At 57.3% G+C, this 23,549-nt stretch carries 20 protein-coding genes; 16 read left to right on the plus strand and 4 right to left on the minus strand.

What is annotated here, in order from left to right:
- Positions 1–9 precede the first annotated feature (9 nt).
- The gene (locus DXA66_RS11310) at positions 10–924 is read right to left on the minus strand and encodes a pyridoxal-phosphate dependent enzyme (protein WP_097781517.1); all 915 of its coding nucleotides are present in this window, start codon (positions 922–924) and stop codon (positions 10–12) included.
- Positions 925–1,148: 224 nt separating this feature from the next.
- Between DXA66_RS11310 and DXA66_RS11315 the strand changes: the two genes are divergently transcribed.
- The 9 genes from DXA66_RS11315 to DXA66_RS11355 all read left to right on the plus strand — a co-directional run bounded on the left by DXA66_RS11315 (position 1,149) and on the right by DXA66_RS11355 (position 8,871).
- Complete coding sequence (locus DXA66_RS11315) at positions 1,149–1,529, plus strand: sigma factor-like helix-turn-helix DNA-binding protein (RefSeq protein ID WP_097775061.1); 381 nt, start codon at positions 1,149–1,151, stop codon at positions 1,527–1,529.
- Positions 1,530–1,553: 24 nt separating this feature from the next.
- Complete coding sequence (gene ffh, locus DXA66_RS11320; protein ID WP_005944694.1) at positions 1,554–2,909, plus strand: signal recognition particle protein; 1,356 nt, start codon at positions 1,554–1,556, stop codon at positions 2,907–2,909.
- 92 nt (positions 2,910–3,001) lie between these two features.
- Positions 3,002–3,244, plus strand: a complete 243-nt coding sequence (gene rpsP, locus DXA66_RS11325; protein ID WP_005944692.1) for a 30S ribosomal protein S16 — start codon at positions 3,002–3,004, stop codon at positions 3,242–3,244.
- A 17-nt stretch (positions 3,245–3,261) separates the two neighbouring features.
- A complete protein-coding gene (locus tag DXA66_RS11330; protein ID WP_005934928.1) occupies positions 3,262–3,495 on the plus strand; it encodes a KH domain-containing protein in 234 nt (77 codons plus the stop codon).
- A gap of 60 nt (positions 3,496–3,555) precedes the next feature.
- Positions 3,556–4,092: a ribosome maturation factor RimM gene (rimM, locus tag DXA66_RS11335; RefSeq protein ID WP_005944690.1), complete on the plus strand. Its 537-nt coding sequence runs from the start codon at positions 3,556–3,558 to the stop codon at positions 4,090–4,092.
- A gap of 3 nt (positions 4,093–4,095) precedes the next feature.
- Positions 4,096–5,343: a tRNA (guanosine(37)-N1)-methyltransferase TrmD gene (trmD, locus tag DXA66_RS11340; RefSeq protein WP_118529018.1), complete on the plus strand. Its 1,248-nt coding sequence runs from the start codon at positions 4,096–4,098 to the stop codon at positions 5,341–5,343.
- 341 nt (positions 5,344–5,684) lie between these two features.
- Entirely contained in the window at positions 5,685–5,948 is a 264-nt protein-coding gene (locus DXA66_RS11345; protein ID WP_005920365.1) for an HPr family phosphocarrier protein, read from the plus strand.
- Between the two features lie 61 nt (positions 5,949–6,009).
- Complete coding sequence (gene uvrC, locus DXA66_RS11350) at positions 6,010–7,857, plus strand: excinuclease ABC subunit UvrC (protein ID WP_118529020.1); 1,848 nt, start codon at positions 6,010–6,012, stop codon at positions 7,855–7,857.
- 12 nt (positions 7,858–7,869) lie between these two features.
- Positions 7,870–8,871: an acyltransferase family protein gene (locus DXA66_RS11355; protein WP_118529022.1), complete on the plus strand. Its 1,002-nt coding sequence runs from the start codon at positions 7,870–7,872 to the stop codon at positions 8,869–8,871.
- 66 nt (positions 8,872–8,937) lie between these two features.
- On the opposite strand, the gene DXA66_RS11360 is transcribed toward DXA66_RS11355, so the two are convergent.
- From DXA66_RS11360 to DXA66_RS11375, 3 genes are all read right to left on the minus strand, one after another.
- Positions 8,938–9,786, minus strand: coding sequence for a transporter substrate-binding domain-containing protein (locus tag DXA66_RS11360; protein WP_118529024.1), 849 nt, complete (start codon positions 9,784–9,786; stop codon positions 8,938–8,940).
- A gap of 410 nt (positions 9,787–10,196) precedes the next feature.
- Complete coding sequence (locus DXA66_RS11370; RefSeq protein WP_118529028.1) at positions 10,197–11,009, minus strand: amino acid ABC transporter ATP-binding protein; 813 nt, start codon at positions 11,007–11,009, stop codon at positions 10,197–10,199.
- An 18-nt stretch (positions 11,010–11,027) separates the two neighbouring features.
- Complete coding sequence (locus DXA66_RS11375; protein WP_097775067.1) at positions 11,028–11,711, minus strand: amino acid ABC transporter permease; 684 nt, start codon at positions 11,709–11,711, stop codon at positions 11,028–11,030.
- 217 nt (positions 11,712–11,928) lie between these two features.
- Between DXA66_RS11375 and DXA66_RS11380 the strand changes: the two genes are divergently transcribed.
- The 7 genes from DXA66_RS11380 (at position 11,929) to DXA66_RS11410 (ending at position 23,534) form a co-directional block, all read left to right on the plus strand.
- On the plus strand, positions 11,929–13,104 hold the full coding sequence (locus DXA66_RS11380) for an NAD(P)H-dependent glycerol-3-phosphate dehydrogenase (protein ID WP_118529030.1): 1,176 nt from the start codon (positions 11,929–11,931) through the stop codon (positions 13,102–13,104).
- Positions 13,105–13,319: 215 nt separating this feature from the next.
- Positions 13,320–14,117, plus strand: a complete 798-nt coding sequence (locus DXA66_RS11385; protein ID WP_118529032.1) for a zinc dependent phospholipase C family protein — start codon at positions 13,320–13,322, stop codon at positions 14,115–14,117.
- 199 nt (positions 14,118–14,316) lie between these two features.
- Complete coding sequence (locus DXA66_RS11390) at positions 14,317–15,573, plus strand: MFS transporter (protein WP_118529034.1); 1,257 nt, start codon at positions 14,317–14,319, stop codon at positions 15,571–15,573.
- Between the two features lie 233 nt (positions 15,574–15,806).
- Complete coding sequence (locus tag DXA66_RS11395) at positions 15,807–18,557, plus strand: insulinase family protein (RefSeq protein ID WP_118529036.1); 2,751 nt, start codon at positions 15,807–15,809, stop codon at positions 18,555–18,557.
- 376 nt (positions 18,558–18,933) lie between these two features.
- Positions 18,934–20,295, plus strand: coding sequence for a magnesium transporter (gene mgtE / locus DXA66_RS11400; RefSeq protein WP_118529038.1), 1,362 nt, complete (start codon positions 18,934–18,936; stop codon positions 20,293–20,295).
- Positions 20,296–20,782: 487 nt separating this feature from the next.
- A complete protein-coding gene (locus DXA66_RS11405) occupies positions 20,783–21,829 on the plus strand; it encodes a substrate-binding domain-containing protein (RefSeq protein ID WP_118529040.1) in 1,047 nt (348 codons plus the stop codon).
- A 163-nt stretch (positions 21,830–21,992) separates the two neighbouring features.
- Complete coding sequence (locus DXA66_RS11410) at positions 21,993–23,534, plus strand: sugar ABC transporter ATP-binding protein (protein ID WP_118529042.1); 1,542 nt, start codon at positions 21,993–21,995, stop codon at positions 23,532–23,534.
- Positions 23,535–23,549: the final 15 nt, after the last annotated feature.

Consider the following 23,549-nt stretch of genomic DNA (forward strand, 5'->3'; position numbering starts at 1 on the left):
GATTTCTCCTTATAATGTATTTACGATCTGCCGTCCGGGCAGGATGGCAAGGGCAGAGCGGCTGGCACCTACATGGATGAGTTGTGCGGCCGCCTGCAAAACGGCACCGGATGCCACCGAAGCCGGGATGGCATCGGTGCGCAGCACCTTTTGCGCGGCCCGCTGCGCATCGGTGGTGTTCACCGCCACCACGTTGTCCACCACATAGGCGTTGAAGTTTTCCGGCACAAAGCCGTAGCCCAGATCGCTGATGCCGTGGGGGCCGGTCAGGCCGCCGCCCAGCGCCTGCGATTCGTAAGGCTCCACGGCGGCGATGCGCACATCGTTCGTCCATGCCTTGATGGTCTCGCCCACGCCGGTCACGGTGCCGCCGCTGCCCACGCCGATCACGATAGCGTCCACGGCGCTTTTGCCCTCTCGCGCGATGCTTTGCACAATGGCAGGGCCGGTAACGCGGCGGTGGTACTCCGGGTTATCATCGTTGGCAAGCCAGTCCATGTAGTACCAGCCGTTGGCGGCGGCGGTCTGTGCCGCCAGACGGCGGGCACCGTTCACACCGCTGCGGGCCGGGCTGTGGCGGATCTGCGCACCCAGCCGCAGCAGGGTCTCCTGCCGCAGGGCGGGGGCATCCTCCGGCATCACCAGAACCACCGGGTGACCGGCGGTCAGGCCCGCCAGCGTGAGCGCAGCGGCAAACGGGCCGGAGGCCGCTTCAATGATGGGCTGACCGGAGATCAGCTTCTTTTTTTCAATGGCAAGGGCCAGCATCCCTTCGGCAAGGCCGTCCCGGGCCGTGCCGGTGGGGCCTGCAAAGTCCAGATAGGCATACAGCCGTCCCTTCAGCCCGCAGGCGGCAGCATAGCCGCGCAGCTCCACGATGGGGCAGGCGCTGAGCGTCTGGTAAAAATTGGGGTAGATCGGCACGAAGACCCTCCTTTCATGGGATACAACAATATTATCCTAACGCAAAAGGACTGCGCGCGTCAAGATGCGTTTTAGCAAAAACGGCGAATTTTTGGCGGATTTTCTGGAAAAATCTCCGAAAGGCTCTTGACAGGATGCGGTGCATCTGCTATACTTCATCCGTAAAGCAAATGAACTTTACATCACTTCTCGAAAGTACAGGCACAAAACCGGGGGATTAGAGGATGGCAAAAGATCTGGAAATGGGCTATCTGCTGGACTTTTACGGCGAGGTGCTCACCGAGAAACAGCGCGAAATGCTGCGCCAGTATTACAACGATGACCTTTCGCTGAGCGAGATCGGCGAGAACTTCGGCATCACCCGTCAGGGGGCGCGGGATGCCATCAAGCATGGCGAGAACGCGCTGAAGGAGCTGGAGGAAAAGGTCGGCTTTGCGGCGCGTTACCGCCGCGTGCAGCAGAAGCTGGAAGAGCTGGAGCAAATGGTGATCGATGCACGGTTCGAGTGCACCGGCCCGCAGGGCCTGACCACCACCGAGTACGAACACCAGCTGACCAAAATGTTAAAGCTCATCCGCTCCATCGACGAAGCAAACGAGAGCTGAAACCTGTGAAAGGAGCACCGTACAATGGCATTTGAATCCCTTACCGACCGCCTTGCCGGTGTGTTCAAAAAGCTGCGCGGTCACGGCAAGCTGACCGAGGCAGATATCAAGGCCGCGATGCGTGAGGTGCGCATGGCCCTGCTGGAAGCCGATGTCAACTACAAGGTTGCCAAGGACTTCTGCGCAAAGGTGTCCGAGCGCGCCATGGGTCAGGAGGTCATGGAAAGCCTGACCCCGGCACAGCAGGTGGTCAAGATCGTCAACGAAGAGTTGGTTGCCCTGATGGGCGGCAGCGAAGCGGCCCGCCTGAACATCAAGAACAAGGGCCAGACGATTATCATGCTCTGCGGCCTGCAGGGCAACGGTAAAACCACCCACGCCGCAAAGCTGGCAAAATACTTTATTAAACAGGGCCGCCGCCCTATGCTGGTGGCCTGCGATATTTACCGCCCTGCGGCCATCGATCAGCTGCAGGTGGTGGGCAAACAGGCGGGCGCACCGGTGTTCACCCTGCCGGGCGCAAAGCCGCCGGAAATTGCAAAGAAGGCGCTGGCACACGCTAAGGATTACGGCAATGACATCGTGATCCTGGATACCGCCGGTCGTCTGCAGATCGACGATGTGCTCATGCAGGAGCTGGTGGACATCAAGGAAGCCGTTCCTGTGGACGAGACCCTGCTGGTGGTGGATGCCATGGCCGGTCAGGATGCCGTGAACGTTGCCAAGACCTTTAACGAGAAGGTAGGCATCGACGGCATCATCCTCACCAAGACCGATGGCGATACCCGCGGCGGTGCGGCACTTTCAGTGCTGGCCGTTACCGGGAAGCCCATCAAGTTCCAGGGCACCGGCGAAAAGCTGGACGATCTGGATGTGTTCCACCCGGACCGCATGGCAAGCCGCATCCTTGGCATGGGCGATGTGCTGAGCCTGATCGAGCGCGCACAGGAGACAGCAGACGAAAAGGCTGCCGAAGAGACCGCAAAGCGGATGATGGAGAATAAGTTCGACATGAACGACATGCTGGACCAGTTCGCACAGATCCGCAAGATGGGCGGTGCAGGTGCGATGCTGAGCATGCTGCCCGGCGGCAGCGGCATCGATCCCAGTCAGGTCGATGAAAAGGCGTTTGACCGCATCGAGGCCATGATCTATTCCATGACCAAGGAAGAACGCGAGAAGCCCTCCATCATCAACCCAAAGCGCAAGCGCCGCATTGCAGCAGGCAGCGGTACCACCGTGGCGGATGTAAACAAGCTGCTCAAGCAGTTTGAAATGATGCAGAAGATGATGAAGCAGTTCAAGAAAAGCCCCAAGGGCTTTGCCCGCCGTCTGGGCGGCATGATGGGCAACCCCAATGCCTTCCGCGGACTGAAATAATTTTTGTGATACAACCCCCTTGCGGGTTTGTACAATATAATCAACATGCGCCCGCAAGGGCCGCACAAAACAATTTTTGGAGGATATTTACCATGGCAGTTAAGATTCGTCTGCGCCGCGTTGGCGCCAAGAAGGCTCCCTTCTATCGTGTTGTTGTTGCTGACAGCCGCTTCCCCCGTGACGGCCGTTTCATCGAAGAGATCGGCACCTACGATCCCAACAAGGAGCCTTCCGAGATCAAGATCGACGCTGAGAAGGCAAAGCAGTGGATCGCCAACGGCGCACAGCCCACTGATACCGTTCGCGTCCTGCTGAAGAAGTCCAACGTTCTGTAAGTAGGGAGGGCTGACTCATGCAGGAGCTGTTGCTGGCAGTTGCCCGCGGTCTCGTGGAGGATAAGGAAGCCGTTAAGGTCACGGTGGACGAGCCTCGCGAGGACGGCACCATCGTCTACCACCTGAGCGTGGCAGAGGGAGATATGGGCCGTGTCATCGGCAAGCAGGGCCGGATCGCAAAAGCCATTCGTGTGGTGATGCGCGCGGCTGCTGTGCGGGTCGATGAAAAGGTCCTTGTTGAGATCGACTGAGCACCCTACAGGCCCTTTGCCCTTGCGGCAAGGGGCCTTTTTGATTATAGGAGCAAGATTATGCAGCAATATCTGGAAGCGGGAAAAGTTGTTACCACCCACGGCGTGCGCGGCGAAATGAAGCTGGAGCTTTGGTGCGACGGCGTGAATTTTCTCAAAAAGGTGGGCAGACTGTACCCCTCGGCACAGGGCGGCAGGGCCTATAAGATCGTGTCCATCCGTGCGCAGGGTCAGATGGCCCTGCTGCAGCTGGAAGGCGTGGACGATATGGATGCTGCCCGTGCGCTGCGGGGGCAGGTGTTCTACTTTGACCGCAATGATGCCACCCTGCCCGCAGGCCGCTGGTATGTGGCCGACCTGATCGGGTGCGAAGTGCGGGATGCCGACACCGGCAGGGTGTACGGCGTTGTGACCAGCGTGGATCACCCCGGTGCACAGGATATCTACACCGTCAAAGCACCGAACGGCAAGGAATACATGTTCCCGGGCGTGGATGCTTTTCTGAAAGAGCGCAACCCGCCGGAGGGCTATCTCCTCGTCACCCCCATTCCGGGCCTGCTGGACGATGACTTTGACAGCGAACGGGAGGAAGAGTGAGCCATGGGAATGCGTGTGGACATCGTGACCCTGTTCCCGGAAATGTGCCAGCAGGTGCTGGATGCCAGCATCATCGGGCGCGCGGCAAAGAAGGGCTTTATTGAGACCCACTGTCACCAGATCCGGGACTACACCCTGAACAAACAGAAGCAGACCGACGATTACCCCTACGGCGGCGGCTGCGGCATGGTGCTGTACGCTCAGCCCATCGCAGACTGCCTGCGTGCTGTGCAGCAGGAAGTGGCTTCACAGGGCCGTCCGGCCCCGCATATCGTGTTCCTGACGGCAGGCGGCCAGCGCTACACCGAGGAGCACGCAAAGCGGCTGGCCCAGTATGATAACCTGACACTGGTATGCGGCCACTATGAGGGCATCGATGAGCGTGTGATCGATGCTTTTGCGGATGAAGAGATCTCCATCGGTGACTACATCCTCACCGGCGGCGAGCTGGCCAGCCTTGTGGTGGCGGACAGTGTGCTGCGCCTGAAGCCCGGCGTGCTGGCTGAGCAGAAGGGCTACGAGGAAGAAAGCTACTGGGACGGCCTGCTGGAGTATCCCCAGTACACCCGCCCCGAGGTGTGGGAAGGCCGCGCCGTGCCGCAGGTGCTGCTGGGCGGCGACCACCAGAAAATCGATGCATGGCGCGGGGAACAGAGCCGGGAGCGCACCCGCCTGCGCCGCCCGGAGCTGTACGAGAAGTGGTGTGAGACCCACCCTGTGACCGAGCTGCCCAAGTGGAAGCGCGGCGAGAACATGCGCCTTGTCAAGACCGACGAGCAGTTTGCTGCTGCCGCCCGCATCTTTGTGGAGGGACGGCGTGCGACCTGTGCCGAGAACTGGACCCCGGAATACTGTGCCAGCCTCAACGAGGAAGAATATCTTTTGCAGCTGCGGCAGGAAAAGGCCGCAGGCTGGGTGTGCTACCTGCACACCACCAAGGATGTGCCGGACGGCATCGTGAGCATCAACCACAAGGTGGGGCACATCGAACATCTGTTCGTCACTGAAAAAGCCCGCGGCAGGGGCATTGGCATGAAGATGCTGGACTTTGCCCGCAGGAAGCTCAGCGAGCACGAGCACCCGGTGCTGAGCGTGCTGAACACCAATACCCGCGCCATAGCGCTTTACACCCGCATGGGCTGGAAGCTGACCAGCGGCACTGAGCTGGAGTTCACGCCGGAGCAATATCCGGCTGTGGTGAAAAAGTGTGCTCTGGTCTGGATGCGGTACGAGGGCAGCGCACAGAAGTAACTCCGGGCGGCAGCTGCAGGTGCATCGGACAGCGAAAAAGGCACGAAAATGGATACCAGGGCCAGAGGGTATGGTGCTGGAAACGCACAAAAACGGCCGAGATATTGCCCGATGGTCGAAAAAATGTTGAAAACTTTTGTATCTACCCTCTAACCTTCGGGGAATAATTTTATTATCTTTGTATAAATAATGAAAAATGGGCCGCTTTTCATTGGAGAAACCGCCAAAAATGCGCCGGGGGGCTGTACAACCGTTTCGACTTGCGCTAAAATAATCGTAACGCAACAGGCACAGGATACAGATTCTATACCCAAAACGATATTAGATAGGAGCGCTTTACTATGTACGTGAAAGAAGTTACCGTTGAAAATCAGGTTGGTCTGCACGCTCGTCCGGCTACCTTCTTCATCCAGAAGGCTAACGAGTTCAAGTCTTCCATCTGGGTCGAGAAGGAAGAACGCCGCGTGAACGCAAAGAGCCTGCTGGGCGTTCTGTCTCTGGGCATCGTGGGCGGTACCACCATCCGCATCATCGCTGACGGCGCTGATGAGCAGGCTGCTGTTGACGGCCTGATCAAGCTGGTGGAGTCCGGTTTTGCTGAGTAATTTGTGTCTATAAATGGAGCGGCGGGGGAACCTGCCGCTTTTTGTTTTTCAAGGAGAATCCATGACCAAAGCTGAACTGTATCAGAAAGCCTGTATGCTGCCGCTGCTGCCCGGCGTTTATATCATCCGGGATAAGACGGACACCATCATTTATATCGGCAAGGCAAAGCGGCTGCGCATCCGGGTGAGCCAGTACTTCCGCGAGGGCGTGCCCCACGACAACAAGGTCAGCCAGATGATCGCCCATGCCTATGCCTTTGACGTGATCGTCTGCCAGAGCGAGTTTGAAGCGCTGGTGCTGGAAGCCAGCCAGATCAAGGCCCACACGCCGAAGTATAACATCCTGCTCAAGGATGATAAAGGCTACAGCTATATCAAGGTGACAAAGGAGCCATGGCCCAGGCTCTCCTTCGTGCTGCAAAAGGAGGAGGACGATGCCGAGTATATCGGCCCCTATACCTCCAGCTTTGCGGCGCGGCAGATGGCGGAAACGGCCATGGATGCCTTTCTGCTGCCAAGGTGCAATAAGCGCTTCCCGCAGGAGATCGGCAAAGGACGGCCCTGCCTGAATGCGCACATCGGCAAGTGCATGGCAGTGTGCAGCGGCAGGATCAGCTGCGAAAACTACAATCAGGCCGTCAAGAGCGCTGTGCACCTGATCCGCTACGGCAAAAAGGACATCCTGAAGATCCTTAATGAGCGGATGCAGGAGGCCTCGGACCGGCTGGAATTTGAGACGGCGGCCCTGCTGCGGGACCAGATCGCGGCCATCACCAAGGTGAGCGCTGGGCAGAAGGTCATTGTGGACCCGGATGTGGAGATGGACGTGGTGGCGCTGGCAGGCACGCCGGACAGCGTGTGTGCGGCGGTGCTGCGCTTCCGGGACGGACGGCTGACCGATAAGCGGGAGTTTTTGTTCCACGATACCTCGGACATTGCCGCCGTGCGGGAGGAATTTCTGCCCCGGTATTATCTGGATGACGAGCAGATCCCCAAGATCATTGCGGTGGATGAGCTGCCGCCGGACAGCGACGCGTTGCAGCAGGCGCTGAACGAAAAGCGCGGCAGCGAGGTGCAGCTGTATGTGCCCCAGCGGGGCGACAAGGCCCATCTGGTGGAAATGGCCCACACCAACGCGGTGGAGCGTCTGGCGCGGGAGAGCGGCCGCTATGCCCGGGAGGAAAAGCTGCTGGACGAGCTGGCGCAGGTGCTGGGCCTTGCAAAGCCGCCCCGGGCCATTGAGAGCTACGATATCTCCAACTGGGGCGATGGCTCCAGCGTCTGCGGCATGGTCACCTTCAGGGATGGCAAGCCCTACAAGGCGGGCTACCGCAGGTTCAAGATGAAGACCGTTGCGGGCACTGACGACTATGCATCACTGGCAGAGACTGTCTCCCGGCGGGCGGCAGAGTACGAAAAGTACGCAGAGTTTGCAAAAAAGGGAGAACCCTGCAGCAACTGGTTCGGGCAGAAGCCGGATCTGCTTTTGATGGACGGCGGCAGGGGGCAGGTGAGCGCGGCAAAAGAAGCACTGGCCGGGACTGCCCTTGCGGATGTGCCGCTCTACGGCATGGTGAAGGACGACCACCACCGCACCCGCGCCATTGTGGACAGCGACGGCCGGGAAATTGCCATCAATATGAACCGGGGCACCTTTACCTTTATCACGGCCATTCAGGACGAGACCCACCGCTTTGCCAATGCCTACCGCAAGCAGCAGATGAAGCAGAAGAGTTATTCCTCCACCCTGACCGAGATCCCCGGCATCGGCCCCAAAACGGCCAAGGCGCTGATGGCCCAGTTCAAAAGCGTGGGTGCGGTGAAGGAAGCCACGCCTGACCAGCTGGAAAACACCCCCGGCGTGGGCAAACAGACAGCACAGATCATCTACGATTATTTTCATGCATAATGAAAGAAGACTATGGACAAAACAAAACAGGAAAGTGATTATTTTTATATCTGGAAAGCTTTAGCATGCACCCTTGTGGTATTTATTCACTGCCCATTTCCTGGTGCTGCCAGATGGATTTTAACGGCGGCAGCGCGGATCGGTGTACCGTTTTTCTTTTCGGTGTCCGGCTGGTATCTGTTCCGAACCGATGACTCCGAACAGCAGGTGGAACAGCTGAAAGGCAAAATAAAAAAGACGGCACATATGCTGCTCCGAGTTGGTGCAGCGTACACCCTGTTTGCAGTGATAGTGGAACTGTCTGTGGGAACATTTATTCCTGAATGGCTTTCAGAAAAATTCAGCATTTCTGAAATTTTAAAGCTGCTGGTGTATAACAGTAATAGTCTGGTAGACAGCTACGCATGGCATTTATGGTGGCTGTTTGCCATGCTGAACTGCTACGTAGTGCTTTACTGCTGGAAAAAACTGTGCAAAGATTTTAACTTGGAAAAATATGGAAATAAAATTGGCATAGTGCTTTTGGCGGTGATGCTTATCTTGCAGGCAGTTGTTCCACAAAAGTTGGCATGGTATCGGAACTGGCTTTTTGAAGGAATGCCGTTTATTCTGATTGGAATATATGCCCAAAAGAATAGACTGCCCGCGATGTTTAAACTGCCGACAGCTTTTTGGCTTGTGATGAGCGTTCTGGAGGCTCATGCTTTTGGAAAGAAAGAAATTTATTTCAGCACGGTGCTGGCAGTGCTTTCAATTCTGAACAGGGGACATTTTACAAGTTTTGCATGGATGTCGGAACGACTGAAAAAGGTATTGGTTCATATTGGCAGGGAGCTGTCTGCTGAAGTTTACTGCTACCATCTGATGATTTATACCACCTTGATTTTTCAGATCCATATAGATGGTGATGTATGGGGAGTGTGCAGAACGTTTCTGGTGCTGGGCTTATCGATGCTTCTTGCAGAACTGTTATACCGGACAAAAGTAAAAACACATAAAAAGCAGTTAGTATAATAATAAAAAGACCCTCGATCCTTAGCTTTCAAAGGACTGAGGGTCTTTTACGATTTGAGAAAAGCTTTAGTTCTCCGCAGAAATATCCTGACCGAAATACTTTTCGCTCAGCTCCTTCAGGGTGCCGTCGGCACGCAGCTCGTCGATGGCGGTGTTGATGGCATCCAGCAGGGTGGCGCTGGCATCGCCCTTGCGCAGAGGAATGGCAACGTGGGATGCGTCCTCGGTCTGGGCCACCAGCTTGAAATCTGCGTCCGGGTGGACGTTCAGGTAATCGTAGAAGGAGACATCGGCGTTCAGGGTGGCGTCGATGCGGCCGGCGGTGAGCAGCTGGATGGTCTCTTCCAGCGTGTCGATGCCCTGTACGGTGGCACCATAGCTCTCGGCCAGTTCCATGTAGGTGGAAGCCAGACTGTTGGCGGTGGTCTTGCCCTTCAGGTCCTCAAAGCTGGTGATCTCGTCGTTATCCTTGCGGACGGCAAGGGCAGTGTGGATGTAGCCGTAGGGCTCGGTGAAATCATAGGTCTTGGCGCGCTCGTCGGTCACTTCCACGCCGTTGCACACGATGTCGTAGCGGCCTGCGTCCAGACCGGCAAACAGGCTGTCCCAGTCGCTTTCGACGTACTCCGGCTCCACGCCCAGCTTTTCTGCAAGGGCACGGGAGACTTCCACATCGTAGCCCACCAGAGTATCGGATTCGTCGTGGTAGCTCCAGGGCTGCCATGCGCCTTCCAGGGCAACGATCAGCTTGCCGCTGGACTGGATGTTGGACAGCTGGTCGCCGGCAGCAGGAGCCACAGAGGCGGCCGTGCCGGAAGCAGCGGTGCTGCCGGAAGAATTGGAGCAGCCGGACAGAGTCAGCACGCCGGCAGCGGCCATGACGCTCATAAGAGAAATAAAGGTTCTGCGTTTCATAGGTTGTATATCCTTTCGATAATAGTGGATGCAGGGCAGCGGGCAGCTTTCTCTTCGGACACGAGTACGGGTTGCGGCACCCAGCGGATGCTTCGTGCTTTGAGCAGCACTCGCATCCTGCTAGCCGCTGTCCCAACAGCAACTTCCTGTTTCCGCCACTGGCGGCGGTCGTTGCTGTTGCAGGCCATTCCATCGCCCGCCCTATTGCCTTCGGCAACAGGGTCCCACCCCAGCGGACGGTCCTCAGAGAAACTTCCCGCCGTCCTGCTGGGACAGATGCAGCTGTCCATTACGACCCTTTTGGTGAAAATGTGTTTGGAGCGGCCCGCAGGCCGCGACAAACACGAAATAAAAACAAAATCCCGCTGATTATGGCCAGAGCGAAGCGGAGGCCATTCTAAATGGTAACCTCACTCGGTGTGAGCGATCTTGCGCAAAAATTCGCGGGTGCGCTCCTCTTTGGGGTTGGCGAAAAACTCATGCGAGGGAGCCTGCTCCACTACCACGCCGTTCTCCATGAAAACGGTCTTGGAGGAAACATTGCGGGCAAAACCCATCTCGTGGGTGACCACCAGCATGGTCATGCCCTCTTCGGCCAGCTGCCGCATCACGGCCAGCACTTCGCCAGTCAGCTCCGGGTCAAGGGCTGAAGTCGGCTCGTCAAAATAGATGATCTCCGGGTCGGAGGCCAGCGCACGGGCAATGGCCACGCGCTGCTGCTGGCCGCCGGAAAGCTGGCGCGGATAGTAGTCGGCTCGGTCGGCAAGGCCCACCTTTTCCAGCATCCTCATGCCAACGGCATCCGCCTGCTCTTTGGGCATTTTGCGGGCAATGATGAGGCCCTCGGTCACGTTCTGCAGGGCAGTCTTGTTGCGGAACAGATTGTAGCTCTGGAACACAAAGGCCGTCTTTTTGCGCAGCCGGGCAATGTCGGCGCGGCTGGCCTTGGCAAGGTCGAACGTCTCGCCGTCAAACGTGAGCTGGCCTGCGTCGGCAGTCTCCAGAAAGTTCAGACAGCGCAGCAGGGTGGTCTTGCCGGAGCCGGAGGGGCCGAGGATGGCCACTACATCGCCCTTTTCCACGGTCAGGTCCACGCCGCGCAGCACCTGCAGCTCGCTGGTCACTTTGCGTGCACCGGGCCGGTGGAAGATGCCTGCCTGCAGGCGGGGCTTTGTGTAGGTGAAAAAGGACTTGTGGACGTTTTTGATCTCTAACATGGACATGGTTGCCACACTCCTTTCTTACTGGAAGCCGTGGGCGTTGAGCCGACGTTCCAGCAGTGCCTGCAGCTTGGTGATGACCGTGCAGAACAGCAGATACACCACGGCCACCTCACAGTAGATGGGCAGGAAGATGTAGGTGCGGGCGGCCACGCGCTGACCGGCCATGAACAGCTCGGCCACCGTGATGTTGGAGGCCAGCGAGGTGTCCTTGATCATGCCGATGAGCGAGTTGGAGAGGGCGGGCACTGCGGTGCGCAGGGCCTGCGGCAGCACGATGCGGCGCATGATCTGCCACCAGCTCATGCCCACGCAGTAACCGGCTTCCAGCTGGCCCTGCGGCACGCTTTCCAGTGCGCCGCGCATGGTCTCGGCACAGTAGGCACCCTCGTTGAAGGCAAAGGCGATGACCGCAGCAGGGAAAGCGTCCAGCATGATGCCCACGCTGGGCAGACCATAAAAGATGATGAACAGCTGCACCAGCAGCGGCGTGCCGCGGATGACCCAGATGTAGAACCGCGCGATCTGCCGCAGCACCGGCACATTGGCGTACTGCACCAGTGCAACGGCCACGGCAATGATCATGGCAAAAAAGAAGGAGACCAGCGTGAGCGGGATGGTCATGGTAAGGCCTGCCGTAAGGATACGGGGCAGGGCCTCCGCCAGCACGCTGACCGTGCGGTTGGAAAGAAATGCTTCAAACATGAAAAATGTTCCCTCAGAACGGTGTTCGGATACTCTCTGTGTTGTCCGGAATAAAGGTATTATAAACCTTGAAGTACACTTGAAGTCAAGGCTTTTTGCCAAATTCCTACAAAACCTACCAGAATACTATAGCATGAATCCGGATGGAGTGCAAACGGTTTGCTCAAAACGCGTGATGTGTACAAAAACGGACGACCCATCTGGAAAACTTTGTGCAATGCGGCAAGCGGTTGACGGCGCACCGGCTTTCGTGTACAATGAACATAACAACGCGCACCGGGCTTGGCCCGGCACAGGCGCAAATTCACCGCAGAGGGCGCAGTGCCCTTTGCGCGGTGCAGACACGGAGGACACGAACGTGACGAAGAAAAAAATTGGCGTTCTGGGTGCAGGTACCTGGGGCATGGCTCTGGCACGGATGCTGTGTGTCAGCGGCAATGATGTGCAGGTGTGGTCGGCGCTTCCGGCTGAGGTGGAGAACCTTTCCGCTACGCGGGTGCACCCCAATCTGCCGGGCATGAAGATCCCGGAAGAGCTGCAGTTTACCAAGAGCATTGAGGAAGTGTGCACTGGCAAGGATGTGCTGCTGTTTGCAGTGCCGTCGGTATTTGTGCGCTCCACCACGGCCAAGGCCCGGCCTTACATCCCGGACGGCCAGATCCTTGTGGACGTTGCAAAGGGCATGGAGCCGGACACCTTATATACCATGACTGAGGTCATTGCCGACGAGCTGAACAAAGAGGGTGGCCCCCAAAACACAAAGCTGGTGGCCCTTTCCGGCCCGACCCATGCGGAAGAGGTGGCGCTGGACATGCCCACCACCATCGTTTCGGCCTGCCCGGATGAAGCCGCTGCCGAGTATGTGCAGGATGTGTTCAGCAACACCTGTATGCGTGTGTACACCAACGCCGACATCAAGGGCGTGGAGCTGAGCGGCGCGCTGAAGAATGTGATTGCACTGGGTGTTGGCATCTCCACCGGCCTTGGCTACGGCGACAACGCCCGCGCAGCCCTCATCACCCGCGGCATTGCCGAGATCGCCCGGCTGGGCGTGGCCATGGGCTGCAACATCCACACCTTTGCGGGTCTGGCCGGTATCGGCGACCTGATCGTGACGGCGACCAGTATGCACAGCCGCAACAATCGTGCGGGCATTCTGATTGGCAAGGGCAAAAGCCCGGAGCAGGCCGTGAAGGAGGTCGGCATGGTGGTGGAGGGCATCAATGCACTGCCTGCCGCTATGGAGCTGGCAGCAAAGTACAATGTGGAAATGCCCATTGTGCAGACGGTGAACGCCATCGTGAAGGAGGGCATGAGCGCCAGCGACGCGCTGCGCACCCTGATGGACCGCAACCGGAAGAACGAGATGCCGCAGGGCTACGAAAAAGTCTGAATTTTAAGGGAGAAGGCACAGCTGTCTGCAGATGGCTGTGCCTTTTTTGCTGCGCGGCCTGCCCACTGGCCGAAAACACAAAATAATTCAAATTTTTTACCAAAATCAGACGTAAAAGGGTAGAAGGTCGGGAAACTTTCTGCTATACTGAAACAGAACGCAAAAACCGGGGGACGTTTTGTGCACCCTGTCGGAGAGAAAGAGAGGAATCTGCCATGCCGTCAACTTATGCGCACCGCCGCTTCGGTGCCAATGTGCTGGAACATCTGCCGGATGAACTGCGTGCTCAGCTGGAACAGAACCGTGAGCTTTACGATATCGGCCTGCATGGGCCGGACCTGCTGTTTTATTACCATGCTGCCAAGTCCAACCCGGTGGGTGCATTGGGCAACGCCATGCACGAGGAGCCGGGGCGGGTCTTTTTTGACCGGGCGCGCAGGGTGGTGCACTGCGAGGCAGACCGGGATGCTGCGCTGGCATATGCGCTGGGCTTTGTATGCCACTTTGCGCTGGACAGCACCTGCCACCCGTATGTGGAGCAGTTCACCCGGGAAAGCGGCGTGACCCACTGCGAGATCGAGACCGAGTTTGACAACATGCTCATGCGCCGCGACGGGCTGGACCCGCTGAAGTTTTTCACAGCCAGCCATATCCACCCGTCGGAACAGAATGCAAAGGCAATCGCGCCCTTTTACGAGGGCATCTCGGAGCAGGTGGCACTGGAAGCGCTCAAGGGCATGATCTCAGTGCACAGGCTGCTGCAGGCATCCAATCCTGTCAAGCGCTGGGTGGTGCTGACAGGCATGAAGGTGGTGGGCAAATACGACATGCTGCACGGCCTTGTGGCAGATCCGCAGCCGAACCCGAAGTGCGTGGAGAGCGGCAAGCGGCTGGAAGAACTGTATGCGCAGGCGCTTCCGCTGGCAGAAACGCTGATCCTGGAATTTGTGGCAAAGCTGGACACCAAGGAACCACTGGATAAGGCCTACGATCATACCTTTGGGGAATTTTAAGTGGGCCGATAGGGTGAGATGCAGGCAGTATTTACGACCTTTCCCGTGAAAAAGCCGATCTGGAAAATCCGCGGATTTTCCAGATCGGTATATCAAAATAAAATTTCCGCTGAAGATAGCCAAAGCGAATGCGGCGGCCATTTTAAATGGTGAAATCCAAAAAGAGGGGGCACCGCCCGGCGGTGCGAGAGGAAACAAGATGAAACATGAAAAATTCAAGATGACACCGCTGGAACGCGCGTGGATCCTGTACGATGTGGGCAACTCGGCCTTTGTGCTGATGATCGCCACACTGGTGCCCATTTTCTTTAATGCGCTGGCCGAGGCCGGGGGATTGAGTTCGGTGAACTATCTGGCCTACTGGGGCTATGCAAGCTCGGTGGTCACGGTGATCACGGCAGTGCTGGGACCGATTTTGGGCACGCTGGCCGATACCAGAGGCTTTAAAAAGCCCATCTTCATGCTCTGCCTGTTCGTGGGCGTGGCAGGCTGCTGTGCCATGGGCCTTGCCACTACTTGGCTGCCGTTCCTGATCATCTTCATCCTTGCAAAGATCGGCTTTTCGGGCAGTCTGGTGTTCTACGATTCCATGCTGGGCGATGTGACCACCCCGGAACGCATGGATGTTGTGTCTTCGCAGGGCTATGCATGGGGCTACATTGGCAGCTGCGTGCCCTTTGTGGTGTGTCTGGCACTGGTGCTGGGCAGCGGGGCTATCGGTCTGAGCCAGATGACCGCCCTTTCCGTGGCGCTGCTCATCACCGCTGTGTGGTGGCTGGGCACCACCTTGCCGCTGCTGCGGAACTATAAGCAGATCAACTATGTGGAGGTAGAGCAGCACGCCATCCGGCAGAGCTTTGTGCGCATCGGCCACACCCTCAAGCATCTGCGCGAGGATAAGCAGGTGTTCTGGTTCCTGCTGGCCTTCTTCTGCTACATCGACGGCGTGTATACCATCATCGATATGGCCACCGCCTACGGCACGGCACTGGGGCTGGAGACCACCGGCCTTTTGCTGGCCCTGCTGGTAACGCAGATCGTGGCCTTCCCTTCGGCGCTGATCTTTGGACGGCTGAGTGCAAAATACCCGTCCAGCCAGCTTATCCCGGTCTGCATCGCGGCCTACACCGGCATTGCGGTGTTCGCCTTCTTCCTGACCAGCCAGTGGCAGTTCTGGGTACTGGCCGTGCTGGTGGGCATGTTCCAGGGCGGCGTGCAGGCACTGAGCCGCAGCCACTTTGCCAAGATCATCCCGGCTGAAAAATCCGGCGAATACTTTGGCCTGTTCGACATCTGCGGCAAGGGTGCGTCCTTCCTTGGCACCATGATCGTGAGCGTGGGCAGCCAGCTGACCGGCAGCGCCAATGTGGGCATTGGGATGCTGGCGCTGCTGTTTGCAGTGGGCTTTGTGCTGTTCCGGGTGTCCTGCCGGACTGAGGGCGCAAAACAGGTGTAAAAAATACGATTTAAAATTGCCGATGCTTTCGCTTTGGCAATATCAGAGGAAATATTATTTTATAATTTTGCAAACAAGCCAGCCCTGCGGGGCCGGCTTGTTTCCTTTTTCACGGGAAGCGAATGGTTAAAAACGCCCTTCTGGTTATAATTAACAAACCGGTAATTGTCTTTTTGAGCGGCGAATGATACAATAGTGTCAAACGATTTCAAAACCACAAAGGAGAAAACGAAATGGAACGATTTCCCGGTTATACCCTCGTGCGTACCGAGGACTGCCCTGAACAGCACGGAACCCTGACCGTGCTTACCCACGATGTGAGCGGTGCCACGGTGCTGCTGGTGGAAAATGAGGATACCAACAAGGCGTTTGGCATCGGCTTTGGCACCTTCCCGTCCGATGACACCGGCGTGTTCCACATTCTGGAGCACTCGGTGCTGGCAGGCAGCGAAAAATACCCGGCGACCTCGCCGTTCTTGCAGCTGCTCAAAAGCAGTATGGCATCTTTCCTGAATGCGATGACCTTCCCGGATAAGACGGTCTACCCGTTCGCTACGCCCAATGAGACCGACTTCAAAAACCTGATGGATGTCTACCTGAACGCGGTGTTCTGCCCGCTGGCCATGGTGGACAGGAGCGTGTTTGAGCAGGAGGGCTGGCACCGCAGTGCCGACGGCACCGTGAGCGGAGTGGTGTACAACGAGATGCAGGGCGCTCTGGCTGCACCGGATGCTCAGTTGGAAAATGCACTGGAACGGGCCATGTTCCCGGATACGGCCTACGGCTTTGTTTCCGGCGGCGACCCGGCCAGCATCCCGGCGCTGACCTATGAAAAGTATAAGCGGGTATATCACCGCCACTACAGCGCCGACAACTGCTGCATTACCCTCTATGGCAAAATGGATATGGCTGAAAAGCTGGAACTGCTGGACGGGGATTATCTTTCAAAAATGCCCAAGGGCACCAGCCGTCCGCAGCTGACCGTGCAGCACGAGCAGGCGGGTGCCTGTGTGGAACTGCCCTACTATACCGAAAACCCGGAGCCGGACGAGGTGCAGTGTGCTCTGGCATGGTACACCGGTGCCTTTGCAGACCGGGAGCGGCAGCTGGGCGTGCAGATCCTGCTGGATGCCCTGCTTGGCACCAATAACTCCCCGCTGAAGGCGGCGCTGCTGGCCGAAAAGCTGGGCGCAGATATTGACATTGGCTTTGATGACAGCACCCTGCAGCCGGTGCTGGAACTGGTGCTGCGCGGTGCCACCGAGGAGAGCGCCCACAAGTTTGCTGCCGCTGTGCGCAAGGCGGTGGACGGCATCCTGACCGAGGGCATCCCGCAGGAACTGCTGTTGGCTTCGCTGAACGCAGCAGAGTTTGCATCGCTGGAGCGCCCGGGCACCCTGCCAGACGGCGTGCTGGATGCTATCAATGCTTCCACCGGTTGGCTGCACACCGGCGACCCCACTCTGCTGCTGCACACGGACAGGCTGTTTGCTTCCCTGCGGGAAAAGATGGCCGATGGCTGGTTCAATGAGCTGCTGCGTGAGCTGTTTGCACCGGCTCCGGTGCAGGTGGTGCAGGTGCCCACCCTGCCTGAAAAAGAGGAGGGCGAATCCATCCGCACCGACGGCAAGCTTGTGCTGGAGCACCCGCTGACCGTTGCCGACCTTGGCGACGGAGCAAGGACGGCCCCAGGCGAGCGGGAACTTCTGGCCGGTGCGCAGCTGGTGCATCACCCTTCGGCAGGCAGCCTGTACCTGAACTTCTACTATGACCTCGGTAATGTGAAGCCTGAGGACATGCCGTATCTGGACCTGCTGACCGATGTGCTGGACGAGCTGGACAGCACCGAACACACCGCTCAGCAGCTGAACACTCTGCGCAGCACATGGCTGGGCGACAGCCGCACCCAGCTGGACATCTGGACTGGGCGGCAGGAGGGTGCACCCTGCCACGCCAAGCTGAGCCTGTGCCTGAGCCTGCTGGAACGCAGTCTGGAAAAGGCTGTGGAGCTGGGCGGCGAATGGCTGTATGATACCATCCTCACCGGCCCGGCGGCAGAAGCTGCTTTTGCACGGGTGCTGAGCCAGCAGAAGTTGAACATGGAACAGCAGTTCATCCAGCAGGGCAATGTATACGCAGCCACCCGCGCCAGTGCCCACTACACGGTGGACGGTGCGGTGAGTGAACGCTGCAGCGGCGTGAGCTATTACAAGTTCCTGTGCGGCGTGCAGGAGCGCGGCAATTGGGCAGCACTGGGTGAAAAGCTGGATGCCCTGCGCACAGAGGTGCTGCAGCACGCGGAGCTGACGGTCAGCCTGTACGGCAGCGAGGATGCCCTTGCAAGGCTGCGCACTCTGCTGCCGGACAGTCGCTTTGCTGCCGAGGGCCGTGCTGCGGCAAAGCCCTATGTGGAACCGCTGACACCGCCGGTGAACGAAGCATTTATCATTGACGGAAGTGTGAACTACGATGTACAGGTATGGCCCATGGAGCGCCGCAGCGACCGCAAGGCGCTGGCCCGCGTGATGAGCTACGAATACCTGTGGCACAACATCCGCGAGGTGGGCGGCGCTTACGGCACCGGAATGCTCTCCTCGGACGGCGTGGAATACCTGTACACCTACCGCGACCCCCATGTAAAGGAAAGCTACGACACCTTTGCAAAAGGCCCGGCAGAGCTGGCAGCACGGGAGTACACCGAAAAAGACCTGAACGATTTTATTGTGGGTACTGTGGCCAAGCTGGACACCCCCCGCAAGCCGCGTGCTGAGGCCCGCGAGACGGACCGCCGGTATTTCTGCGGCATCACTGATGAAATGATGGCGGCAGACCGCAAGGCCCTGTGTGCGGTGGATGCCGCACTGCTGAAGGAGCAGGCCGCAGAGCTGGGTGCCGCCATGGCAAACGGCGTGCGGGTGGTGTTTGGCAGCAAGGATGCTGTGGAAGCCGCAAAAGAAATGTTTGATACGGTAGAGACCCTGTAAGCAAAGAGCCTTCCATCCCGCCCGGGACATGCACTGACAGGATAAAAGTGCCTGATGATATGAAAAATGTCATCTGGCACTTTTACTTTTTGTAAAGAAACGGAAAAATTTTAAAAGCAGGGTTGACGCGGCAAAAAAGCGGTGGTAAAGTAATGGGCGGAAAAGGCAAAAAGCGTCTTTTACAACAGGAAAGCGAGGTGGTTGTCATGGAACCTGCTGGCAGTAGCAGCAGTCTTTCTCCCCGATTATTTTATATGATGGCAGCCGCCGTTTCTGCTTTGCGCAGACCCTGCTGTGTGTGAATGCACACGGTGCGTGTTTGCGTTCCCTGAAAAGAAGAAACGAGAGCTGCCACTGAAAAGGAGGCAGCTTTTTTATGTCTGAAATCTCGATCGATACCCTCAAGACCATGCTGGCAAATCTGGACGATGCCAAGAAATACCAGAGCCTGCGGGATGTGATGGAAACTCTGCCCGCGCCCGACCTTGCGGCGGTGTTTGAGGATCTGCCCGCAGAAAAGCTCCCGGTGCTGTTCCGTCTGTGCCCGAAGGATCTGGCCGCAGATGTGTTCACCGAACTGACCCCTGAGACCCAGCAGAAGCTGATCGACGGCCTGACCGATACCGAGCTGAAGGCTGTGGTGGACGAACTGTTCGTGGACGATGCCACCGACCTTGTGGAGGAAATGCCTGCCAACGTGGTCAAGCGCATTCTGGGTCAGGCCGACCCCGCCACCCGCCGCATGATCAATGAGCTGCTCAAGTACCCGGAGGACTCAGCCGGCGGCGTGATGACCACCGAGCTGATGGAGCTGCGGCCGGACATGACCGTGGCACAGGCCATGGAGGCCATCCGCAGGAATGGCTTTGACAAGGAGACCATCAACAACTGCTATGTGACCGATGACAGCCGCAGGCTGATCGGCGTGGTGTCCCTGCGGGCGCTGGTGCTGGCAAAGAACACAGAAGAGCCTATCAAGGACCTGATGGATTCCAATGTGGTCAGCGTGAGCACCACCACCGATCAGGAGGATGTTTCCAACCTGTTCGAGAAATACGGCTTTCTGGCCATCCCGGTGGTGGACGCGGAAAACCGGCTGGTGGGCATCGTGACCATTGATGATGCTATCAGCATCCTGCAGGACGAGGCCAGCGAAGATATTGCAAAGATGAACGCAATCGGCCCCTCCGACAAGCCCTACTTCAAGCAGAGCATGTGGGACCTGTACAAGAGCCGCGCACCGTGGCTGCTGTTTTTAATGATCAGCGCCACCTTCTCCAGCATGGTCATCCGCGGATACGAGGATGCACTGGCCGCTGTGACCGTGCTGACCGCCTACATCCCCATGCTGACCGATGCAGGCGGCAACGCGGGCAGCCAGAGCACCTCCACCATCATCCGCGGCATGGCAGTGGGCGACATCCAGCCCCACGATCTGCCCCGCATCCTCTGGCGCGAGAGCCGCGTAGCCCTGATGTGCGGCGGCACGCTGGCCGTGTGCAACTTTGTAAAGCTGCTGGTGTTTGACCGCATTGCGGCTCCGGTGGCACTGGTGGTGTGCCTGACTTTGATCTGCACCGTTCTGCTCTCGCAGCTGATCGGCGGCATTCTGCCCGTGGCAGCAGAAAAGCTGCATGTGGATCCGGCCGTGATGGCTTCACCCCTGATCACCACCATTGTGGATACCACCACGCTGCTGATCTACTTCAACATTGCAAAGATGCTGCTGCATCTGTAAAAGATACTCGGATCGGGATGCCCGGAGGCTCAGGAAAGCTTCCGGGCATTTTCTTTGCAAAAAGGCGGGCGGCAGGAACCGGGAATGGCAGGCGATTTGCAGAAAATTGCAGAAATGAGGCGAAAAAATGCGGAAGAACAGGGATAAACTATTCCTGAAAATATTTTTCAAGATATACAAGAAATGAAAAATCTGCAAAAACCGGACGATGCAACATTTTGTAATCTTTTTGAGAGAAAAATGACATAATTTTTTTGCTTTTGTAGGGAGGTTGCAAATGTATGAAAAATTGTGATGCTTCGCGAAAAGAAATCATCGACTTCATAAACCATTTGTTGAAATAGCACAAAAGAACTCCTTCAATCTTGTGAACTTGTTCTCTTGAACAGTGGGGTGCTGCAAGGGTATAATACGAACAGGAATTACAGGTGCATGCAAGATTGCTCCTGTGAAAATGCTGAGATACGAATTGAAGGAGAACATTATTATGAAAATGATTTCGCGTCGTGACTTCCTGAAGGCATCTGCTGTTGTTGGTGCAACTGCTGCTATGACCGCCTGCGGCGGCTCTTCCTCCACCAGCACCGCTGCTTCCAGCGTTGCTTCTTCCACCGCTGCTTCTGCTGCTGCTACCAACGGCTCTGCCAACATCGGCGTTTGCATCTATCAGTTTGCTGATAACTTCATGACCCTGTACCGCTCCGATCTGGAAGAGTACCTGAAGGACATGGGCTACTCCGTCACCATCATGGACGGCAAGAACGACCAGAACACCCAGACCGAGCAGATCAACACCTTCCTGCAGCAGGGCGTGGACGTGCTGGTCATCAACCCCGTGCAGACCACTTCCGCACAGACCATCGTTGATACCGTCAAGCCCTCTGAGACTCCTATCGTCTTCATCAACCGTGAGCCCGACAAGAGCGTTCTGGATTCTTACGCAGACAAGTGCTGCTACGTTGGTGCTGACGCACGTCAGTCCGGTACTTATCAGGGCGAGCTGATCCTGGAGACCGAGACTCAGGGCGATATCAACGGCGACGGCAAGATCACCTACATTATGTGCAAGGGCGACCCCGAGAACATCGATGCTCAGTACCGCACCGAGTACTCCATCAAGGCCCTGACCGATGCCGGCAAGGAAGTTGAGTGCCTGTACGAGTATCTGGACAACTGGGATCAGACCACCGCTCAGCAGGACGTTGCAAACGCTCTGTCTCAGTACGGCGACAAGATCGAAGTTGTCTTCTGCAACAACGACGCAATGGCACTGGGCGCTCTGCAGTCCATCCAGCAGGCTAACCGCACCGTCGGCAAGGACATCTATCTGGTTGGTGTCGATGCACTGGCTGAGGCTGTTCAGGACGTTCTGGATGGCAACATGACCGGTACCGTGCTGAACGACGACGTGGGTCAGGCTACCGCAGCTGCTGAGGCTACCAAGCTGTACGTTGAAGGCTCCAAGGTCGAGCAGTACTACTGGGTCGACTATGTGAAGGTGACCAAGGACAACGCTTCCGAGTACGTGAAGTAAGACCAAAGTTTTCCTGAAACAATGCAAGGTGCGCAGTGGACCTTGACGGCTTGAACAAAGCTATAAAGCGCGTGCGTGCGAGAAATATTCTCCGCGCACGCGCCTTGTTTTGAAAAAAGGTTTTTCTGCGGCCTTATAACAAACGACAAGGAGGCTCTACGGAATGTCAGAATACCGTCTGGTAATGAAAGGCGTGGTCAAGACCTTCCCCGGCGTCAAAGCGCTGGATCACGCCCAGTTGGAGCTTCGCCCCGGTAAGGTCATGGCGCTGATGGGTGAAAACGGCGCCGGTAAGTCCACACTGATGAAATGCATGTTCGGCATTTACAAGATGGACGAGGGCGAAATTGAATACGAGGGCGAAAAAGTTACCATCACCACCCCTCTGGATGCACTGAACCGCGGCATTGCAATGGTGCATCAGGAACTGCAGCCGATTCCGGCACGCACCGTGGCCGAGAACATCTGGCTGGGCCGCTACCCCACCAAAAAGTACGGCCCCATCACGGTGGTGGATCACGCCAAAATGTACAAGGATACGGAGGAGCTGCTGAAAAAGCTGAAGCTGGAGATCAATCCCCATGCAAAGCTTGGCTCTCTGAGCATCGCACAGATGCAGATGGTGGAAATTGCAAAGGCTGTTTCCGCAAACTGCAAGGTGCTGATCCTGGACGAACCCACTTCCTCGCTGACCGCAAACGAAGTGGAATCTCTGTTCCGCATCATGCGCGAGCTGAAGGCTCTGGGCGTGGCACTGGTCTATATCAGCCACAAGATGGACGAGATCAAGGTGATCGCGGACGAAGTCACCATCATGCGCGATGGCCAGTACATCGGTAAGTGGGACGTTGCCAACATGACCAAGGAAGAGATCATTGCAAAGATGGTCGGCCGTGAGCTGTCGAACCTGTATCCCCCGCTGGAGAACCATCCCTCGGACGAGGTCATGATGAAGGTGGAGGACTTCACCTCCATCCATCCGCGTTCCTTCCGCCACTGCAGCTTCGAGATCAAAAAAGGCGAGATCCTGGGCGTGGCCGGTCTGGTGGGCGCACAGCGCACCGAGCTGATGGAAGGCATCTTCGGCCTGCGTGCCCATACCTCTGGTAAGGTGTGGATCAAGGGCGAAGAGGTCAACATCAAGCAACCCCGCGATGCCATCCAGAAGAGCGTTGCTCTGCTGACCGAGGACCGCCGTGCTACCGGCATTCTGGGCGTGCTGAGCGTTGCCGATAACATCTCCATTGCATCACTGGATGCCCTGCGCAAGGGCCCCATCATGCTGGACAACAAAAAGATCCTCGATCTGGTGGCTACCAACAAGGAAAAGATGGCCATCAAGGTACCCAGCCCCAAGACTCAGATCAAGAGCCTTTCCGGCGGCAACCAGCAGAAGGTGCTGATCGCCCGCTGGCTTGCCAACAACCCCGATGTGCTCATTCTGGACGAGCCTACCCGCGGCATCGACGTCGGTGCAAAGTATGAAATTTACTGCATCATCGCCGATCTGGCCAAGCAGGGCAAGAGCATTATCATGATCTCCTCCGAAATGAGCGAGATCATCGGTATGTCCAACCGTGTCATGGTCATGTGCGACGGCCGCATCACCGGCTTTATCGACGGCAAGGACGCTACGCAGGAAAACATCATGGCACTGGCTACCCAGTTCGAGACCGCACCTGACGCAGCTGCGGCAAATCAGTAATTAAGGAGGCTGTCT

Origin of the sequence: Faecalibacterium sp. OF03-6AC (genome assembly GCF_003478175.1) — a bacterium.
GTDB lineage: Bacteria > Bacillota > Clostridia > Oscillospirales > Ruminococcaceae > Faecalibacterium > Faecalibacterium taiwanense.

Excerpts from the sequence above, each read along its gene's own strand:
- DXA66_RS11315 (WP_097775061.1), top strand. The coding sequence starts at position 1,149 with ATGGCAAAAGATCTGGAAATGGGCTATCTGCTGGACTTTTACGGCGAG.
- ffh (WP_005944694.1), top strand. The coding sequence starts at position 1,554 with ATGGCATTTGAATCCCTTACCGACCGCCTTGCCGGTGTGTTCAAAAAG.
- rpsP (WP_005944692.1), top strand. The coding sequence starts at position 3,002 with ATGGCAGTTAAGATTCGTCTGCGCCGCGTTGGCGCCAAGAAGGCTCCC.
- DXA66_RS11330 (WP_005934928.1), top strand. The coding sequence starts at position 3,262 with ATGCAGGAGCTGTTGCTGGCAGTTGCCCGCGGTCTCGTGGAGGATAAG.
- rimM (WP_005944690.1), top strand. The coding sequence starts at position 3,556 with ATGCAGCAATATCTGGAAGCGGGAAAAGTTGTTACCACCCACGGCGTG.
- trmD (WP_118529018.1), top strand. The coding sequence starts at position 4,096 with ATGGGAATGCGTGTGGACATCGTGACCCTGTTCCCGGAAATGTGCCAG.
- DXA66_RS11345 (WP_005920365.1), top strand. The coding sequence starts at position 5,685 with ATGTACGTGAAAGAAGTTACCGTTGAAAATCAGGTTGGTCTGCACGCT.
- uvrC (WP_118529020.1), top strand. The coding sequence starts at position 6,010 with ATGACCAAAGCTGAACTGTATCAGAAAGCCTGTATGCTGCCGCTGCTG.
- DXA66_RS11355 (WP_118529022.1), top strand. The coding sequence starts at position 7,870 with ATGGACAAAACAAAACAGGAAAGTGATTATTTTTATATCTGGAAAGCT.
- DXA66_RS11360 (WP_118529024.1), bottom strand. The coding sequence starts at position 9,786 with ATGAAACGCAGAACCTTTATTTCTCTTATGAGCGTCATGGCCGCTGCC.
- DXA66_RS11370 (WP_118529028.1), bottom strand. The coding sequence starts at position 11,009 with ATGTCCATGTTAGAGATCAAAAACGTCCACAAGTCCTTTTTCACCTAC.
- DXA66_RS11375 (WP_097775067.1), bottom strand. The coding sequence starts at position 11,711 with ATGTTTGAAGCATTTCTTTCCAACCGCACGGTCAGCGTGCTGGCGGAG.
- DXA66_RS11380 (WP_118529030.1), top strand. The coding sequence starts at position 11,929 with ATGCGGCAAGCGGTTGACGGCGCACCGGCTTTCGTGTACAATGAACAT.
- DXA66_RS11385 (WP_118529032.1), top strand. The coding sequence starts at position 13,320 with ATGCCGTCAACTTATGCGCACCGCCGCTTCGGTGCCAATGTGCTGGAA.
- DXA66_RS11390 (WP_118529034.1), top strand. The coding sequence starts at position 14,317 with ATGAAACATGAAAAATTCAAGATGACACCGCTGGAACGCGCGTGGATC.
- DXA66_RS11395 (WP_118529036.1), top strand. The coding sequence starts at position 15,807 with ATGGAACGATTTCCCGGTTATACCCTCGTGCGTACCGAGGACTGCCCT.
- mgtE (WP_118529038.1), top strand. The coding sequence starts at position 18,934 with ATGTCTGAAATCTCGATCGATACCCTCAAGACCATGCTGGCAAATCTG.
- DXA66_RS11405 (WP_118529040.1), top strand. The coding sequence starts at position 20,783 with ATGAAAATGATTTCGCGTCGTGACTTCCTGAAGGCATCTGCTGTTGTT.
- DXA66_RS11410 (WP_118529042.1), top strand. The coding sequence starts at position 21,993 with ATGTCAGAATACCGTCTGGTAATGAAAGGCGTGGTCAAGACCTTCCCC.